Below are 18833 nucleotides of genomic sequence, written 5' to 3'. Positions count from 1 at the left end.
TGGCTTAATTTATTTTTTCACAGTTAAAGGATGAAAACGTGAAGATTATTAATAAAGTCATGCTATTTGGGTTGTCTCTTGCTGCTCATGCGGCATTGGCGGACACCGATATTTATTTAACCAATAACTCTGCGCTGCCAATGTCTATTGCCGTGAAACAGACCGGATCTGATCAGTTGCAACAAGGCAGTGAATGGCAGCAACACAGTGAAACGCTAGGCTCGTGGGAAACTAAAATGGTGCTCAGCTTTAACCGCTGGCAAGGGGTGAAATCTGGCAAAACGTACCAATTTGAAACCATGGTGACTTTACCGCAAGGGCAGGTTTTCTCTTTACAGCAGAAGATGGAAGGTCATTGGTATAACTCAAGCATTGAGCATGGGGTACAAGCACGAGATGTTCCTCTTCAGTGGCAAAATGATCGTGCGGTTCACCGTTATTACTCAACGCAGTTGATTGAACGTCCAACCGAGCTTGCGTTTAAATCCGTCAGCACCACTCGTTACGACGACATTTATTACACCATTACGCCAACGAATACAGAAGAAACACCCGATGCTGAGACCTTAAAAGTGATGACCTATAACGTTTGGGCGTTACCTGTGATTGCTTCAAATATTGCCGAGCGTTTTGCTATCATCCCTCAGCACATCAAAGGATATGATGCCGTAATGCTGCAAGAAGTGTTTGCTGCGGGGCGTGATGCCTTTCTTCGAGAGCTGGCAAAAGAGTATCCGTACCAAACGAAAATGCTCGATAAGTCTGGGGTGAATATCCATGACGGTGGAGTGATCATCGTCAGCCGCTACCCAATTGTTAACCAAGGACAATATGTTTTCCCTGATTGCTCGGGAACTGACTGTTTTGCTGATAAAGGGGTGAATTATGCTGAAATCATCAAAAATGGTCAGGCGTATCATCTGTTTGCAACGCATACTGCCGCGTTTGATACCGATACCGCTCGCGATTATCGTCAACGTCAGTTCAGACAGATGCGCAGTTTTGCGCAATCGTTCTCTATTCCCAGCACAGAAATGGTGATTTATGGCGGTGATTTTAACGTGAATAAACGTAAATTTGCCGATGACTATCAAAACATGCTCGCTAATCTTGCGTCAACCGAACCTAGCTACGCAGGCTATACCGAATCAACGTTTGATCCGCGTATCAATGATTTTGCAGGAGAACCCTTATCCGGTGGTGAAAACGTGGAGTACCTCGATTATGTGGTGGTAAGCCAAGAGTTTGCACAACCAAGCGAACAACAAAATCGCAATACTGTGCTGGTGCCAAGAACCACGGACGAGCGTTTATGGCAGCATTACAATTTATCGGATCACTTTCCGGTTAAAGCTGAGATCCGCTAGATGCGTTGGGTTAGGTTATTGATCTGCGTTGCCTTAGCCGGCAGCGCAAGTTATTGGTGGGTGAAGAGGGATGAGTTTCCCACTATCCAAACACCACCCAATAGAATTGAGGTTGCATTGCCGGGCACGGTGCGTTTGCCAGAGCAAAGTGGCGTTGCTTTGGTGGCTAATCGCGATCATCAAACCCATGAAGAGTGGACACTCGTTGGTGAAACGCTGCAAACAGAAATAGGCAAAGCGCTGAGAGAGAGAATAGAGCAGTTTTGGCAACAGTGTCGTCAGCAAAATGTGTGTGCTGCGCGGCTACAACAATTACAAGCGCAGTTGCCCCATGAACGCTATGAGCTGGTTGCACTCTATTGGCAAAAACAGGCGCAACGTGACGCGTTGCTTGGAATGGAACTCATCAGTCAGGATACGGAATTAGGTGACAAAATGGCTTATGTAAAATCGATTGATCAACAAGTATGGGGGCGACAAGCGGATATCTTGTTTGCTGATCAGTACGCTTATGATGATTTTGTACAGCAACCCAATGACTACGAAGGTATTGCTTCGGTAGAAGAGGCGTTGCAGAGCATTGAACAGCGGCTTGCACAGCATCAATATCAATGGGATACATTCTCATTAAACACAGGTAATGCACGCTATGAACAAGCGATTCGGCTGATCCCTCAACATTTATCGTTAGAACAGCGCTTAGAAGTACAACAAGGTTTGGCCGAACTTTACTTAAATGAACATGAGCGCAGTGAGGTGGCCCATCGTCAAATCGAGCAACAAGCGCAGGCTGCTCAAGTCATTGACTACCAGCAAGCGTTAGCGCAGTTAGAAAAGACGCTCTCAAGCCAGAGAAAGACAGCCTATGTTACCCTTTCGACAGAAGAGTGGGTGCGTTACGCGGCAAAGCAGCGTTATGAGTTTAGAAAAGCATTTTTTGCTCGTTAGGATGAATAAGATAACCATAGCGCTCTTTATTCACTCGCCATGAACCGTTAAACTCACCAGAAAATAACTGACTTGGATTGATCATGGCAACCTTATCTCTACAAGAGCAAATGCTAAAAGCGGGTTTAGTCAACGCCAAAAAACTCAGCAAAGCGAAAAAGAGCTCTAAAAAATCGCGCGTGCAAGCACGTGAAGTGAAAGCGGCAGTAGAAGCGAATAAAGTCGAGCAACAAGAGCGCGACAAGGCACTAAATAAACAGCAAAAAGAGCAGTTGTTGAGCAAAGAAATTCGCGCTCAAGTAAAACAACTGATTGAGATGAATAAGCTGGATCTAAAACACGGTGAAATCAAATACAACTTTGTTGATGGTAAGTTGGTGAAGTCACTTTATGTCGATTCACTGGTTCGTGATCAACTGAGCAAAGGAATCCTGGCTATCGCGCGTTATGAAGAGGGCTATGCTGTCATCCCGGGTGTGGTAGCGGATAAAATCTTCATGCGTGATGAAGAGAGCATTATCGAAAATAAAACTGCCGATGAATCTCTACCTGCTGAAGATGATCCGTACGCGGATTTCGTAGTCCCCGATGATTTGATGTGGTAATTCCTTCCAGCTCTCCTTCTCAACGGAGGAGGGCTCTCGTTCTCCCTTCCTACCTCTACTTTCCACTTAGCCTATTTCCCCCAATGGTTTCGGTACTAATAGACAGAGTTTGTTTACAATGTTTGATAATCAAACTAAATTTAAATCAAATATTTTGATCATCAAACTAAGTGAGTGGGATTTTGCAGTTTACTACCGAGCATCGTCATAACTTTATCGCTAGCGCAGACCAAAATGAGAAACGCACGTTTTACGTTCTTTTGCTCACGCTTGTCACCATGGTAGCGGAGATCATTTCTGGTACTATTTTCGGTTCGATGGCTTTACTTGCCGATGGTTGGCATATGGGTACTCATGCGGCTGCTTTCTGCATTACGCTGTTTGCTTACCGTTATGCTAGAAAGCATGCACACAGTGAGAAGTTCTCATTTGGTACAGGTAAAGTGAGTGTGTTGGGAGGCTACACCAGTGCGATTGCATTAGGTATTGTGGCGTTGCTGATGGTGGTGGAATCGGTTCATCGTTTATTCAATCCCGAAGCGATTCAATTTAATGAAGCGATTATTGTCGCCATCATTGGCTTGCTGGTGAACTTAGTGAGCATGCTATTGTTGCATGATAACCATCACCACCATCATAGTGACCATGACCATGACCATGACCATGACCATGACTATGACCATGACCATCACCATCACGATCACAATTTACGAGCGGCCTATTTGCATGTTCTTGCCGATGCCTTGACTTCTCTTCTGGCGATTGTGGCGCTCTTGTTTGGAAAATATTATGGCTGGAACTGGTTAGATTCTGTTGTAGGCATCGTCGGCGCTGCCGTGATTGCTAAGTGGACAATAGCTCTTATCAAGCAGACTAGCCCCATTTTATTAGATGAAAGCATCGAGCAACCCTATCGGCGTTTAATTGAAGAAGAGCTAGCCGCATTTGCGGTGATTAAAGATCTCCATATTTGGAAAATCAGTGGTCATCACTACTCAGCTGCGATTATCTTAGAATCTCATGTTGATAAAACCGTGGCAGAATATAAACAAATACTGGCGAAGTTTGATAAAATCCACCACCTTACCCTTGAAGTTCACCCGATGGCATGATGAGTAATATCGAAAAACTGAATCAACAATTAACGGAATTTTACGACAAGATGTCCTCATGGGAGCAATCTGTGGTGCGAGACACCGGCTACTCTCTGGCGCAGATCCACACCATCGAGGTGTTAGGTATTCATGGCGCGCTGAGAATGAAAGAGTTAGCGCAAAAGCTCGGTATCACAACTGGTACGCTCACCGTTCAAATAGAGAAGTTAGTGAATGCTAAGTTGATTGAACGCGGCGCGCACCCAGATGACAGAAGATCGATTGTCGTGACTTTAACCGCGGAAGGTCAGAAAATTCATCGCCAGCATAATCAGTTGCATGTGGAGTTAGTGAAAGATCTGACGAGATACTTGGATGCAAACGAAGAAGCAGTATTACTCAACAGCTTGCTAAAAATGAACCAAGAGTTTTAAGCTATGACCAACCACTTGCGACTTGCAAGTGGTTGGTCAGCTAATTTTCTGTTTTATTCTACCTGTAATGTTACATCAGAAAAATTCGAGTATGCATCGATCATGATATGCAGATCCTCAGAATTTGGCTCTGCTAAGCATTGCTCATTACTTCCTGATTGGTAAGGCCGACAATCAAAGACTCTTTTGGTCGGTGGATTGCCTGAAAGGGTATAGAGATCGGCATCGCCTTGCCCAGAGGTTATCGAAATTTTTACCGCTGCTTGGCGTTCTGATGCAGGTAAAATGAATCGTTTTTGTTGGCCTTTGCTCAAGGTGATGCCAGTAATGCTTTGCCCACGTTGGATGACGCCATCTTGCGGAGGTGGAGTGCCTCCTTTTTTCCCTACGGGCAACTGGTTATCAAAAAATGGTGCAACTTGAGGCCAGATTTTGCTGATTTTGACCCCTTGGTTTTCACATCCCCCAAAGTGGTGTAGTGCAATGACTTTATGGCTCTCAGAGGCCAATACAGGTGAACCAGAAGAGCCGCCAATAGTGTCACAAAAATACCCTGTGTCGGTATTGGCACCGCGACCATTGGTAGAGGCTATATCAATTTGGCACATGCCAGAGCCATTTTGATCGCTTTCTATCGCCAACTCTTTGGGGTTACCCGCGCCGTGTTGTGGAATATAAATACCCGTGCCGTAGCTGGGCTCTGAATTGTCTAAGCCTAAGTAACTAAATTGTCCTAGCTGCTCGAAATTAGCCACCGTGAATAATGTGTAGTCCAAGGTATAATCGGTGCTTAATAACTGATCGCCGATGACTTTTACTGTGGTATCCAAGCTACCGCCGCAAGTCGTGCGTTGGTAATTAAACCATACTTCAGTATTTTTTAGTTCAGAGGCTGTTGATACACAGTGGTTATTGGTGATCATGTGATTATTGGGCCCGACACGCCAAGCCGTGCATAAACTACGACCATCAATCAGTAGCCTTGCTACGGCGCTACTCCACGCCACTTTTTCAGGGTGTGAGTCGATCCAACAAGCAACATCTTTTCTTTCATTGATGCCACAGGTTGAAAACAACCCAGAATTATCAGCGGCTAGGTTCGGTTGTGGTAACGTGGCACTTTCATTCCCAGCCATAAAATAGTCAATCGAGATTTGTGCTTGGTCAGGGTGTTCGCCGGTTTTCCACTCCACGATAACGCTATCCCCATTAATTGAGCGGGCAAATAAAGGCCCGTTCTCTGAACTGTTGTAGGTGATACTTTCATTGCTGTGTGGAGAGCGTAGTGTGACGGTTCCCCCTTTGCTGAGTTGAAACTTATCAAAGTGGACCTTAATAAAGCTGGCTCCCGGCGAATGGATTGGATAGTGAGTGGTTAGAGATTGGTGGGTTGTTAAAGAATGCGGATGGATTACTTTATCCGCAATGGTGGGGAGTGATTCTTTTTCTATTGAAGCAGTCGCTTGAGTAGAACTCAACACCACTGCTGCTATTAAGCCAAGTAGACGTATTGATAATTGCATTTTGATCTCCTCTATGTGGCAATAAATGCCTCATAAAGCATATGAGCCTATGAGAGTATTGGCTCAAAAATAGTCTCGATATGTGTGTAAACTTAATTGTGCGTAATATTATCAATAGCAGTCCTCTCCAGTAGTATCTCGATAATGGTAGAGGAATGGGGTCAACAAAAAGTATCACTGTTCAATCTTTAAAGCGTTAAAATGATACTTTCTGTCGGATGTTGCATGGGTGATGCTGCTAGACTTGTTCATGAACTTATTCATAGGAGAAAACAATGAACTCGACGATTTTTAGCTCGGCCATCGTCACCACGACGTTAACCACCAGCTTATTATTTGCAGGGATGGCAAATGCTTTGCAACTCAGTAGCCGTGATATCCAAGAAGGCCACCCGATGGCAAAAACCTTTGAATTTTCAGGCTGGGGTTGTTCTGGGGAGAATCTTTCGCCGCACTTAATTTGGACTGATGCACCACAAGGAACCAAAAGTTTTGCTATTACGGCTTTTGATCCAGATGCTCCGACAGGAAGTGGCTTTTGGCATTGGATTGCGCTGGATATTCCAGCGACAGTGAGTGAGCTAGCACGTGGGGTTGAAGTCAAAAAACTCGGTGCAATAGAAACACGTATCGATTATGGCAGTGTTGGTTTTGGTGGTGCTTGTCCGCCAGAAGGGCACGGAATGCACCGTTACCAGTTTACGGTATGGGCTCTCCCGACGGAAAAACTCAATTTGGCGGCCGATGTATCACCTGCGGTGGTTGGTTTTACCCTCAATAGTTTGGCGTTAGAAAAAGCGACGCTGACCGCAACCTATACACGCTAATTCATGGGGGAGTGATGAATCACCAATACCAAGTCACCACCTTTCGAGCCGCTCAGCAACAAAGGCTGAGAAATGTGAGGATTCACTCTCCAAGCTTGATTCAGATCCAATCTGGCAGTAAAAAACTGTTTCATAAGGAAGAGGCGATTAATCTATCGAGCGCTTCGTTATTATTGTGTGAGGCCTCAGCTTCGCTCAGTTTCGAAAATTTACCAGAGCACGGTTACTTCTCGTCAAGGCTGTTCAGTTTCACCTACCGCCCGCCCGAGGCGATGCTTGCGTTAAGCGCAAGTTATGATCGCCCAGTTATGTGGCCTGTGATTTCAACCAGCTCCTCATTGAAAAGTTCGCTCAATGCGCTCGCCTCGTTCGATCTTTCGTTAATCAGCCAAGAAACCCAAGCCTATCTACTGATGGTGTTATACCAACAATTGGCTGAGCAAGGTGCACTGCATTGGCTCTTTGAGAGTAATTCTCTACCCTTTGAGCAGAAGCTGAGAAACTACCTCGCCCAGTCACCAGAAGAAGAACATCCACTTGAGCGGGTAGCAACGCACTTTGCTATGAGCCGCGCGACCTTAATTCGACGCTTAAAGCAACATGGCACCCGTTACCGTGAGGTTTTGGCTGAAGTGCGTGTGAATCACGCGCTGAACTTAATGCAAAGTGGCCAACGAAATATAGCGATATTGGCGCAGTGTTGCGGCTACCAATCGGAACAGCGATTTAATCAACGTTTTCGCAGTCAGTTTGGTTTAAGCCCCAAAGCGTATTTACAAACTCTTGGTATACGAGGTAAAGGTACGCCAGATAAAGAGACAAAAAAACAGCCCATTTTATCCAATGAGCTATTTTAAGATTGAGGGTAGATCAAAGCGGTTTAGACACTTCATCAACCAAATACAAAATGGATTGATATGGAATACCGCTGTGGTGTGATAGGCCAATTTCACAGGTACGGCTATTACTGAATCCGCGTTCGCAGTGAGCAGGGACTTGCTCTTTGAGCGGATGAACGGCCGCAGCATTCAGTTCTGGCGTGGTAAAGCCTTTATCGCCCGCCCAGCCGCAGCATTGAATATGCTCTGGCACAATCACTGTGCTGACGCAGGTTTGGGTCAATTTGAGCATGTCGGCTTCCAACCCCATTTTGCGCGCACTACAGGTGATATGCAGCATCACAGTTTCTTCTTTGACTTTGATCGCTAAAGAATCCAGCAGATACTTATTGACAAAACCGACGGGTTCTAAGATCTCCAGTGGTTTGGTAAATTGTTCAATACTGCGTTTTGCACACGGGCTGGTATCCATCAATACCGGATATCGCCCTTGTTGGCTAGCTTGCCATAACGCGGCTTCTAACTGCTGCGCTTTTGACTGCGCAAGCTCATTCATTCCCTTGCTGTCATAGGGCATGCCACAACATTGGCTGTTGAGCTCATTAGGTAGAATCACCTCATATCCTGCTTTGTTAAGCAGCGATAAGGTCACTTCGGTTAATGGCCGCTGATCGCCCGCGCTGTTCTGCTGGCCCATATTTCGGCTCGCACAAGAGGGCAGATAGACAACTTTTTTCTCACGGCGCGGCAGGTTTTCTACTGCAATGGCTAAGTTCTGATGATTGGCTTGCGGCAGTTGTGGATACCAAATAGGCGTTTTGCCTTTGCTGAGTTTACGCAAGCCGTTGGTTGCGCCGCCGACTAACTTCTCGCCCAGCCATTTGCTAGCCAATTGGTTGGCACTGAGGCCGATTTTAGCCACGGCTGTGGTGGCGGCAAAGTGATCCGCTGTCCATGTAGCAATGGGGATGAATTTTTGGTATTTCGCGGTGCGCAGCTTTTTCACTAAATCGCCAGTGTTGATGCCAACAGGGCAGCGCTCAGCGCATAAGCCAGTTGCGGCGCAGGTGTCTAATCCTTGGTATTCAAAGACTTTTTCAAGCTCAGAAGCTTCTACCGTTTCACCTTGCGCGCGTCGACGTTGTAGCTCGCGGTACAAGACGATTCGTTGACGGGGCGAGAGTGATAGCGTGCGAGACGGACAAACAGGTTCGCAAAACCCGCATTCGATGCAGCGATCGACCAAGGCATCAGCCGCTGGCATCGGCTTTAGGTTAGCTAAGTGGGAACGCGGATCATCGTTGATTATAACGCCGGGGTTGAGCAAGCCTTGTGGGTCAAACAGGGTTTTGATTTGTTGCATTAAGGCGTAACCGTCTTTGCCCCATTCCAACTCCACATACGGTGCCATGTTACGGCCCGTGCCGTGCTCGGCTTTGAGTGAGCCTTGATATTTCACGGCCACCAGCTCGGCCACTTCATCCATAAATGCGCCGTAGCGGTCGATCTCGCTTTGGCTATCAAAGCCTTGTGTAAAGACAAAATGCAAGTTGCCTTCCAGAGCGTGGCCGAAGATGATGGCTTCGTGATAGTGGTAGCGATCAAACAAAGCCTGCAAGTCGCGCACACCATTGGCAAGGCTTTCTACCGGAAACGCCACATCTTCAATGATGACAGTTGTCCCCACTTCGCGCACCGCGCCCACGGCAGGGAACATCCCTTTGCGAATGCCCCATAAGGTTGCCACCGTCTTGGCATCAGAGGTGAATGGTACGGATTCGATGATCTGGTAGTCGCTTAGTGCTGCCATCACGGCGCTGCATTGCGAATGAAGGGCCGCGTGATCGCTGGCGTGAGACTCAATTAGCAGCGCCGCGGCTTCTAGATCCAATTGCGCAATAAATGCGGGCATGCCAGCTTTGTCAGCGACAGAGCGCATCGCGCGTCCATCCATCATTTCCACTGCCGCAACTGGGGTTTTGGACAGGGTCGTAACCGCTTGGCTAGCCTGCTCAATATCAGCAAAGACAAGCAACGCCGAGGCTTTGTGCGCGTGCTCAATGACGGTGTTGTAGGTGATGTCGGCAATAAAACCGAGTGTGCCTTCCGACCCAATCATCAAATGTTCAATAATTTCAATCGGATCAGAGTAATCAACGAGAGCATTTAGGGCGTAGCCAGTGGTGTTTTTTAGGCGATATTTGTGCTGAATAAGCTTTGATAGTGTGTGATTTTGCGCCGTTTGTGCATGAAGTTGAGCAATACCTTCAATCAATTCGGGTTTAGCGATTTTGAATGCAGCGATGCTTTCTGGGTTTGCGGTGTCGAGCACGGAACCGTCTGCAAAGACGATCTTCATACTATCGACAGTGCGGTAAGAGTTTTGCGCAGTGCCGCAGCACATACCACTGGCGTTATTGGCGGCGATTCCACCAATTTTGCAGGTGTTGATTGAGGCTGGATCTGGGCCGATTTTGCGTTGAAAAGGGGCAAGGTATTTGTTGGCATCGGCTCCGATGACCCCCGGTTGTAGGGTGATTTTTTTACCCTCATCGTGAATGCGATGGCCTCGCCAGTCATCGGTTAAGGCGATCAAAACCGAATCAGAAACTGCCTGACCAGATAAACTGGTGCCAGCGGCGCGAAACGTGCAGTGAACGCCAAGCTCGCGGCAGCTTTTAATGGCAAAAATGACCTCATCAAGGCTTTGTAAGCGCAGCACAATTTTCGGCACCAAGCGATAGAAACTGGCATCAGTGCCATAAGCAAGGCGTTTTGCCTGCTGCGTGATGATGCGCTCAGGGTCGATGCGCGTAGCGAGTTGCGTTTCCAGTTGACGATAGGTGGCGTCTGAAAGAGTGCTGGCCATCATTGTTTCCCATTTTAAATTGAGGTTGTGGATAGGTTAACGTGCGGCTACCGTTGGTTTGTCATCATGAGATTAAAGTTTGACTAACGAGTCTCGTGACAAATCGGCAATGGTTTTCGCTCCGGTTAAGGTCATGGCAACGCGCATCTCTTTTTCATATAAATCGAGCAAATTTTCAACGCCGCTTTGACCTTGCGCCGCCAATGCATAAACAAACGAGCGACCCAGCAGCGTACAGTCCGCGCCCAGAGCCAGCATGCGTACCACATCAAGCCCAGTGCGAATCCCCGAATCGACCAGAATTTTCAGGTCGCCCTTCACCGCATCAGCAATCGCAGGTAAGGCTTTGGCGGTTGACAATACCCCATCAAGCTGGCGACCACCGTGGTTGGATACGATAATGCCATCAGCGCCAAATCGCACCGCGTCTTTGGCATCTTCTGTATCTAGAATGCCTTTAATGATCATCGGGCCGTCCCAAAAGTCGCGGATCCACTCTAAATCTTTCCATGAAATGGAAGGATCAAAATTTTCACCAAGCCAACCAATGTAGTCTTCCAATTTAGTCGGCGTGCCACGGTAGGCAGAAATATTGCCTAAATCGTGTGGCTTGCCGAGCAAGCCGACATCCCACGCCCAGCTTGGGTGTTTCATCGCTTGAAACACTCGGCGCATCGCCGCATTAGGGCCGCTCATGCCAGAATGCATATCGCGGTAACGCGCGCCGGGAACGGGCATATCCACGGTAAACACGAGGTTTTTTACCCCCGCGGCTTTGGCGCGCTCCAACACGTTTTTCATAAAACCGCGATCTTTGAGCACGTAGAGTTGAAACCAAATTGGTCGAGCCAGCGCCGCTGATACTTCTTCGATCGGGCAAACCGATACGGTAGACAGTGTAAAAGGAATACCTTTATTTTCAGCCGCGCGCGCTGCTTGCACTTCGCCGCGCCGCGCGTACATACCAGTTAAACCTACAGGGGCAAGGGCAATCGGCATTGCAAGCTGTTCGCCAAACAGTTGTGTTTCTAAACTGAGCTCTGACATGTCATTAAGCACGCGTTGGCGCAGTGCGATGTCAGCTAAATCCGCGGTATTGCGTGTGAGCGTGTGCTCACCGTATGAGCCACCATCAATATAATGAAACAGAAAAGGAGGCAATTTCGCTTTCGCGGCAGCGCGATAGTCGGTGGAGGCTGAAATAATCATAGATTGAATCCTAATTTGTACAGAGCTGCCGCCTAGCGAGCTCTGCATTTATTACACAAGATTAATGGTTATAAAAACCAAGTTGATACCAAATCACATCACCAAACTTAGGGTTGCTGGGTCATTAGTACGTCGGTCATATTAAAGCCGTAAATCACCACTAAACCGATAAGGCCAGTCATCACAAGGTAGTAGAAAGTCGGGATAATGGTTTTGCGCAGCGTGGCTCCTTCACGGCCCAATAAACCGACCGTTGCTGATGCCGCGACGACGTTGTGAATCGCAATCATATTGCCCGCCGCTGCGCCAACAGCTTGTAGCGCAATGATCATCACACTGGAAATAGAGAGTGTTTGCGCCACTTCAAACTGGAACTGACTGAACATCATGTTCGACACCGTATTTGAGCCTGCGATGAACGCCCCAAGTGCGCCAACGGTGGCACTTAATGCAGGGAAGGCATCACCGACTAAACCCGCGGCAAAATTGGCGGTAGTGACAGGCATGCTCGCAAGCTCTGCGCCATTGACGCCAGAGTTAATAAAAATGCGCACCATAGGGATAGTAAATACCAACACAAAGCCCGCGCCGATCAGCGTTTTGCTTGATTCACCGAATGCTTTGATGAGCGGTGTCGCACTGCGTGACTGCAATATTACTGCCAGTAACGCGACAAAAACCAAGATGCCACCGGGAAGATAAAGCGGTTGAATGGCCGTGCTGATGCCTGTTTCAGCCAGAATGTTGTTAAAGGATAGGCTCACTCCAGCCAGCAGTGACTTAAATTCGCTGCTCACACGGCTTGCCACAAGGATAACCGCGAGCAGAACATAGGGAGTCCATGCCAATGCAAGGCCCATCGGTTTAGCTTTGATCTCCTCAATATCAATTTTTAATGAGCCTAACCACTCTGCGGGCCACGATTTCTCTTCTGGAAAATCCCATTGTGATTTTGGTACTAAAAAGCCTTTTTTCGCGGCCGTGACAACCAGTGCCAAGCTGATCAAGCCACCGATTAATGAGGGAAATTCTGGGCCAAGAAAGACGCCCGTTAGCGCGTAAGGCACAGTAAAAGCCAAGCCAGAGAAAATCGCAAAAGGCAAAATATCTAACCCTTCGGTCCAGCTTTTGTTTTTACCGAAAAAGCGCGTCAACATCATCGCCATTAATACTGGCATCAATGTACCGACTATCGCATGGGTGATGGCGACACTGGCGGTGATTTGCTGTAAATACACATCCCAACTTGAACCGTTGCTGATCAGCGTTTCGGTGATGTTGTGCGTATCTAACCCCTTGTTTACCCCAACAATAATCGGCGTACCCACTGCGCCGAAAGAGACAGGAGTGGATTGGATCATCATCCCCATCAATACGGCAGCCAACGCCGGAAAGCCAATCGCAACCAGCAACGGAGCCGCGATAGCCGCCGGTGTACCAAAACCAGAAGCGCCTTCAATAAAAGAGCCAAAACACCACGCAATGATAATGGCTTGCACACGGCGATCGGCCGAAACATCCGTAAAACCGTTACGAATGGTGGTGATAGCACCAGTGTGTTTTAAGGTGTTGAGTAGGAAGATTGCGCCAAACACAATCCAGAGCACGGAAATCGTGATACCGAACCCTTGCAAAACAGAAGCGAGCACGCGGTTTGCCGACATATCCCAAAAGGTGAGGGCGATGGCCACAGTTAATGCAAAAGCCACGGGCATCGCCTTTTTCGCAGGCCAGTTGAGCCCGACTAAAAGAATTGCTGCCACCACAATGGGGGAGAAGGCCACTAGTGCCAGTAAGGTTTCGTTCATTGGATACTTCCTCGTAAAGTGTGCTCTTCGTTCTATCTCTAAATAGTAGGATAGTTGAGGAGCAGACATCCTGTAGGGGCTACAGACCTTTCGGCCACGTCGGGTAGCTAAATTATTATATTTGTGATGTTTTTGTTAATTTGGGGTAAATTTACTCCTTTATTTTTTATGGATATAGGGAAATAATGAAAATAATTAATTCCAAAATTGACATAATAAAATGCGAGCAGACGACCTAATATTGTTTTCACAAGTGATGGAACTGGGGAGTTTTAGTAAGGTAGCAGAACAGAATAGCCTTACAAATTCGGTAGTTAGTAAAAGAATGGCGCGTTTGGAAGAAGAGCTAGGCGTGCAGCTATTATACCGAACAACGCGTAAATTAACCCTGACCGAAGCAGGCAAGGCACTGTTACAGGGTGCGAAAAATGTGAAGCTTGCCACTCAAGAAGCCGTCGATGCGGTGGCTGGGTTTGGTGAAAATGTCAGCGGCCACATCAAAATGTCGGTACCCACCATATCAGGCGATCTAATATTGGCCGACGCGGTTGCGGAATTTTGCAATTTACACCCCGGCTTAACGGTGGACATGTCGCTTGATAACCGTTTTGTTGATTTAGTGGAAGGAGGTTTTGACCTAGTGATCCGCACTGGTTATTTGGAAGATTCAAGCTTAATTGCGCGGCATATTTTAGACTCACAGTGGGTTGTGTGCGCTTCTCCCTCTTATATTGCGAAAAATGGAAAACCGTTAAAACCGGAAGATTTAGTCAACCACAACTGCTTTCAATACGCCTACCAAACCACAGGCGCGAGCGAGTGGGAATTTAAAGGCCGCAAAGGAAACTACATTGTCACAGTCTCGGGTTGCTTTTCTACGGATAACGCCACGGCATTGAGAAAAGCGGCTTTAGGCGGCCACGGCATTGCTTATGTACCGCGCTGTTTGGTTTATCATGATTTTCGTAACGGCCAGCTAGTGGATATTTTCCCGGAACAAGTGGGCAAAAAATTGGGTATATACGCCGTGTATCCCTTTACTCGCCAACCCCCGAATAAAGTCCGCTTGCTGATAGAGCACATCCGCGCCCGCTATTTGACTATTTCACACTATTTTTGAGTATCAACTTATGTTTATGGCTACTTTTCATATTGACCTAAGTGCTTGTCCTGAAATCTGTCTAGCGCGTCTCTATTGGATCGTGCGCCTTCAGGGCTGGTGAACATCCCATTGACATAAAAGAGTTGAAGTTTATCTACGTTATCAACACATTGGCCTTGAGCGGAAGAAACTAAAGACATCATCGTACTCAACAGTACCAAATTTGGTATATAGTTTTTCATCTAGTTTGACTCGCTATTCAATGTTTGAGGACATGGGTTCTCAGGCAAAACCAAAGCATCAAAGTCATAGTCCATGGCTTTAAATAAGCGTTCTTTACCCAAACGGTAATAGAGTGCGCGATAAATTGAGTTGGCGTACAGTTGTGCTGGGGTTTCGTCGATCCTGCCTTCCGATTGCAATTGCTGAGCACATTTCTCGAAAGCAACGATACTGTTGTATTTGGTAGTTGCGTCTTCTTTAGAGATCTCAATCGTCTCTGCCTCTTCGAGTCCCAATGTATGGAGGTCGGCATATTCTAGACTGACCGCCAGAGCCAGTTGGACAATGTCAGGGTGTTCATATTTTTCAAGCACCGATGCTTTGTAACTGTCTCTGATGCCATCGTTATCGCTATCCACACCATGAATAGTGTCTGGTGATTTAGGGTTTACGTTGGGATCTGGATCTTCAACGGGCGTTGAAGGTTCAAGGTTAAAGTCTTCGAGTAATCGCCATGTGCTGGATTCGCTTGGGTATTCGCCCTTAACCCACCACTTGGCTAGGTACACATCACCGTTGTAATTGACGACAGAGCCTCCCACATAGGCTTGTTCATGTGCATACATCGCTACATTCGTACTATCAAGATGTATCCAGCCATCCCATGAAATGTTGTTCACCTCGGGCGCTGTACCTTGGCTCCAATGAGACGCAACGAATGACTCACCGTTATGGTTGACAATGTCGCTGGTACTGTATGCAGTGTCTTTGTCCCACGGCACGGACGCGAGCGCACTGGTTGATAGACTCAATCCTATGGTTAACGCAACTAACTGCTTGTTCATAATTCTTCCTTAAAAGTGATTTAAATGCCTTCTTTACAAGATGAGTAGCTACTAACAGAGTCCAACGGTTGTTCGTATTCATCAAATAGAAAAATGGTGTCGCCGGAGTTGTTGGGCGTTACCCCGGATGGAATGGTGATGGTCAATTCACTGCGTGATGGTAGGCTGGCTTCAAGTACACTCGTGCTCTGACTTGCATCTGGTAGGAGCGAACCAACCATCGTTATTAACGGAATGTATAAACCCAATAATCGCATGGAGTACCTCACAATCTAAGATGGCGGATACTTTATGCAAACTGGTTTATCTAGCCTTAAAATGAACGTAATATTGCGAGTAATCTTGAATTATATCTTTTTTACAAATCAGTCAGTTACTTTGCGATTGTTAATCCACTCTAAGTGAGAGGCCTTTGGTGTTTTTATCGTCATTAAAACGTTCGTGTAACTGGGTGTCTAAACGGATGACTACCCGAGAACACAGTGTATTGATATTCGTGATGCAACTAATTTATCCTTGCCACTAGACTTAGACAGAAATTAATTGGAGCAAATTTCGGCTGCATCAAGTGTAACTAAAATGTCAGCCAGCACGGAAAATGGTTTGGGTACTGGCTGAATTTTCGTGGTTAAACGATTTTAGGTTGGCCGTCGGAAGCGGTAGCGCCACCATCGACGGGTAAATTGACACCATTGATAAATGATGCATCGTCACTGGCTAAAAAGGCCACTGCGGCGGCAATTTCGCTCGGTTCTGCGGCGCGTCCTAGTGCGATGCGCTCGTTAAATTTATCTCTAATCTCTTGCGACCAACCATTGGTCATATTGGTTTTAACTAAGCTTGGGCACACGGCGTTAATTCGCACGCCAGCGGCACCGTGGTCTAACGCCATGGCGCGAGTGAGGTTGACTACCGCGCCTTTACTGGCGCAGTAAAATGCGGCACCCCAGTCGCCACCTAAGCCAGAGACTGAAGCGGTGTTGACTATGGTCCCCTGCGTTTTTAGCAGTTCAGGTAAGGCAAATTTAGAGCAATACACGACGCCATCAATATTCACCGCTGATATTTTCTTCCAATCTTCAACGCTGCTTTCTAAGACGGAGCCGGGGATGTGGATGCCCGCATTGTTGACTAAAATGTCGAGCTTACCGAAGCGTGATACGGCGTTATCGATCATAGCTTTTACTTTTTTAGGATCGGAGACGTCAATCACTTGCGCCGCGACGCGTGTTGAGTCAAAAGCTTCGATGGCGGTGGCGAGCTGCTCTTCATTCCAGTCGGCCAGTACCACATTGGCCCCTTCATCATATAAACGCTGTGCTATCGCAAAGCCGATGCCGTTGGCGGCACCCGTGACTAAAGCGACTTTATGGGTTAAACCATTCATATTGTTTCTCCTTCGATATGCTCAAAAATTGGATCTCGATTTTCTTGTGTTCTGGGTAGCATCAACTTGTAGTTGTCGCTGTAATCAACGGGGATAGCGATGACAGCAGGTCCTTGAGTTTCCATGGCTTGATGCAACATAGGCATCAGTTGATGACGTTCGGTCACGGCAAAGCCTTGCGCGCCAAATGATTCGGCATACGCTTTAAAGTCTATTGGGCCAAATTTTATTCCGGACGGGCGTTGATACTTTTTCATCTCTTGTATCTCGACCATGTTGTAGGCGTTATCGACCCAGATGATATGTACAATGTTGCATTTTAGGCGGACGGCCGTTTCTAGCTCCATGCTTGATTGCATGAAGCCGCCATCACCAGAAACAGACACCACTTTGGTACTGGGTTTAAGCAGGTTTGCACCAATCGCCCAAGGTAGGGCAACGCCCATGGTTTGCTGACCATTTGAGATCAGCATTTGACGGGCGCGAAAACAGCTTAAATAGCGCGCAATCCAGATATGGAAGCTGCCCATATCCAGACATAAGGTGGTGTCTGGGGTAATAATGGATTGCATCGCTTTGATTAAGGTTAATGGATGAAACCCATGCTGAGATTGACGAGTAGGGTAGGATTTTATTATCTGCCGCTGTTGTGCCACTTCCTCTAAAATCGATAAGGCTTTGGGAGAGAGGCGTGCGAAATTGGTGACACAATCGGTCATATCATCCAGTGATTGAACGATATTGCCGACAATTTCCACACAAGGTTGGTAGTTGAGCTGATACTCTGCTGGTTCAATGTCTAAGTGGATGATTGGGGACTGTTTTGCGTTCCAAAGCTCTGGGTCGTACTCGATGGGGTTAAAACCAATAGTGATAATCAGGTCAGCATCTTGCAGCAATACATCTCCGGGCTGATTGTTAAATAAACCTACGCGGCCAGCGAAATGGTGATAATAGTTAATATCAACTGCCCCAGCGGCTTGATAGGTTCCGACTACAGGCAGTTGAGTGGTGCGCAAAAAACGGCTGATGGCTTGAGCATTTTCAGCGCGACTGGCGTGTAAGCCAAGTAATACGACGCAGCGCTGTGACCGCTCGATTCGGGTAATGGCTTCTTCGATCGCTTCTGGGCTGGCTTGGCTTGAATGAACATTACGTGATGGAACAATAATATCGGTGAGAGTGTGGTCGGATAACACATCTTGGGGAATGCTAACGAAACACGCCCCCGGCCGGCCTGATTCTGCTGTGCGAAAGGCATTGGCCATCACTTCGCTGGCGGCATCAACATGTTGAATTTCTGCACTGGATTTTGTGATAGAGCGGAAAATACTGACGGTATCCATACTCTGGTGCGTTTGCTTTTGTTGATCTGCTCGTTTGACCGCGCCGCCGATAGCGACCAGCGGGTCACCTTCTGAATTGGCAGTGGCAACCCCTGAAACCAAGTTGCCACAGCCCGGGCCTGAGGTCACCATGGTGACTCCAGCTTTGCCGGTTAAACGGCCGATGACGCCGGCCATAAAGGCCGCATTGGCTTCGTGACGCACTGGGATCATTTGAATATTGGTGTCTTCAATGGCGTCAAATAACCGATCAATTTTGGCCCCCGGAATGCCAAAAATATAGCGGACACCCAAAGATTCCAGCTGTTGAGCGATTAATTGAGCGCCATTTCTAGTGGTAGGTTTTGTATTCATTTTTATACCCTTATTGTTGACTGACGTTGACACTTCTTCACGAAGTGGTGGTGC

General features: G+C 47.2%; 17 protein-coding genes. 8 read left to right on the top strand and 9 right to left on the bottom strand.

Translation table 11 applies throughout. The features are described from left to right. Window positions 1-38 precede the first annotated feature (38 nt). From AACT42_RS16620 to AACT42_RS16600, 5 genes are all read left to right on the top strand, one after another. Window positions 39-1367 carry a sphingomyelin phosphodiesterase gene (locus AACT42_RS16620; protein WP_094132765.1) on the top strand — a complete coding sequence of 443 codons (1329 nt, stop codon included), beginning with the start codon at window positions 39-41 and terminating at the stop codon, window positions 1365-1367. After that, window positions 1368-2315, top strand: coding sequence for a hypothetical protein (locus tag AACT42_RS16615; protein WP_237666851.1), 948 nt, complete (start codon window positions 1368-1370; stop codon window positions 2313-2315). An 83-nt stretch (window positions 2316-2398) separates the two neighbouring features. Then, window positions 2399-2920 (top strand): DUF2058 domain-containing protein, encoded by a 522-nt coding sequence (locus tag AACT42_RS16610; protein ID WP_010320225.1) that lies wholly within the window; start codon window positions 2399-2401, stop codon window positions 2918-2920. A 182-nt stretch (window positions 2921-3102) separates the two neighbouring features. After that, window positions 3103-4032: a CDF family Co(II)/Ni(II) efflux transporter DmeF gene (dmeF, locus tag AACT42_RS16605; protein WP_094132763.1), complete on the top strand. Its 930-nt coding sequence runs from the start codon at window positions 3103-3105 to the stop codon at window positions 4030-4032. Further along, window positions 4032-4448 (top strand): MarR family winged helix-turn-helix transcriptional regulator, encoded by a 417-nt coding sequence (locus tag AACT42_RS16600; protein WP_069211994.1) that lies wholly within the window; start codon window positions 4032-4034, stop codon window positions 4446-4448. The genes dmeF and AACT42_RS16600 overlap by 1 nt, the downstream gene beginning before the upstream one ends. A gap of 53 nt (window positions 4449-4501) precedes the next feature. Here the strand turns inward: AACT42_RS16600 and AACT42_RS16595 are convergent, their stop codons facing one another. Further along, window positions 4502-5971, bottom strand: a complete 1470-nt coding sequence (locus AACT42_RS16595) for a serine protease (RefSeq protein ID WP_094131775.1) — start codon at window positions 5969-5971, stop codon at window positions 4502-4504. A 275-nt stretch (window positions 5972-6246) separates the two neighbouring features. Here AACT42_RS16595 and AACT42_RS16590 point away from each other — a divergent pair, with 275 nt between their 5' ends. Together AACT42_RS16590 and AACT42_RS16585 are read left to right on the top strand one after the other, a co-directional pair. After that, the gene (locus AACT42_RS16590) at window positions 6247-6798 is read left to right on the top strand and encodes a YbhB/YbcL family Raf kinase inhibitor-like protein (protein ID WP_017043292.1); all 552 of its coding nucleotides are present in this window, start codon (window positions 6247-6249) and stop codon (window positions 6796-6798) included. Between the two features lie 14 nt (window positions 6799-6812). Next, entirely contained in the window at window positions 6813-7655 is an 843-nt protein-coding gene (locus tag AACT42_RS16585) for a helix-turn-helix transcriptional regulator (protein WP_202599616.1), read from the top strand. 13 nt (window positions 7656-7668) lie between these two features. On the opposite strand, the gene AACT42_RS16580 is transcribed toward AACT42_RS16585, so the two are convergent. The 3 genes from AACT42_RS16580 to AACT42_RS16570 all read right to left on the bottom strand — a co-directional run bounded on the left by AACT42_RS16580 (window position 7669) and on the right by AACT42_RS16570 (window position 13523). Next, window positions 7669-10509 (bottom strand): FAD-binding and (Fe-S)-binding domain-containing protein, encoded by a 2841-nt coding sequence (locus tag AACT42_RS16580; protein WP_161441970.1) that lies wholly within the window; start codon window positions 10507-10509, stop codon window positions 7669-7671. A gap of 69 nt (window positions 10510-10578) precedes the next feature. Then, window positions 10579-11715, bottom strand: a complete 1137-nt coding sequence (lldD, locus tag AACT42_RS16575) for an FMN-dependent L-lactate dehydrogenase LldD (RefSeq protein ID WP_026027779.1) — start codon at window positions 11713-11715, stop codon at window positions 10579-10581. 107 nt (window positions 11716-11822) lie between these two features. Next, on the bottom strand, window positions 11823-13523 hold the full coding sequence (locus tag AACT42_RS16570) for an L-lactate permease (RefSeq protein WP_029189968.1): 1701 nt from the start codon (window positions 13521-13523) through the stop codon (window positions 11823-11825). Window positions 13524-13743: 220 nt separating this feature from the next. On the opposite strand from AACT42_RS16570, the gene AACT42_RS16565 reads away from it, so the two are divergent. Continuing rightward, on the top strand, window positions 13744-14643 hold the full coding sequence (locus AACT42_RS16565) for a LysR family transcriptional regulator (RefSeq protein ID WP_013868134.1): 900 nt from the start codon (window positions 13744-13746) through the stop codon (window positions 14641-14643). 20 nt (window positions 14644-14663) lie between these two features. On the opposite strand, the gene AACT42_RS16560 is transcribed toward AACT42_RS16565, so the two are convergent. From AACT42_RS16560 to alsS, 5 genes are all read right to left on the bottom strand, one after another. Further along, window positions 14664-14867, bottom strand: coding sequence for a hypothetical protein (locus AACT42_RS16560; protein ID WP_094133789.1), 204 nt, complete (start codon window positions 14865-14867; stop codon window positions 14664-14666). Continuing rightward, entirely contained in the window at window positions 14868-15692 is an 825-nt protein-coding gene (locus AACT42_RS16555; protein ID WP_094133788.1) for a carbohydrate-binding protein, read from the bottom strand. 20 nt (window positions 15693-15712) lie between these two features. Then, on the bottom strand, window positions 15713-15949 hold the full coding sequence (locus AACT42_RS16550) for a hypothetical protein (protein ID WP_094133787.1): 237 nt from the start codon (window positions 15947-15949) through the stop codon (window positions 15713-15715). A 371-nt stretch (window positions 15950-16320) separates the two neighbouring features. Then, window positions 16321-17079, bottom strand: coding sequence for an SDR family NAD(P)-dependent oxidoreductase (locus tag AACT42_RS16545; protein ID WP_013868131.1), 759 nt, complete (start codon window positions 17077-17079; stop codon window positions 16321-16323). Next, complete coding sequence (alsS, locus tag AACT42_RS16540; protein ID WP_094133786.1) at window positions 17076-18779, bottom strand: acetolactate synthase AlsS; 1704 nt, start codon at window positions 18777-18779, stop codon at window positions 17076-17078. Before alsS ends, AACT42_RS16545 begins: the two co-directional genes overlap by 4 nt. Window positions 18780-18833: the final 54 nt, after the last annotated feature.

The sequence above is a fragment of the Vibrio sp. V15_P4S5T153 genome (assembly GCF_963874485.1).
Lineage (GTDB): Bacteria > Pseudomonadota > Gammaproteobacteria > Enterobacterales > Vibrionaceae > Vibrio > Vibrio anguillarum.
Note: the sequence above shows the minus strand (reverse complement) of the source record. Positions and strands in the feature narration are given on the sequence as shown.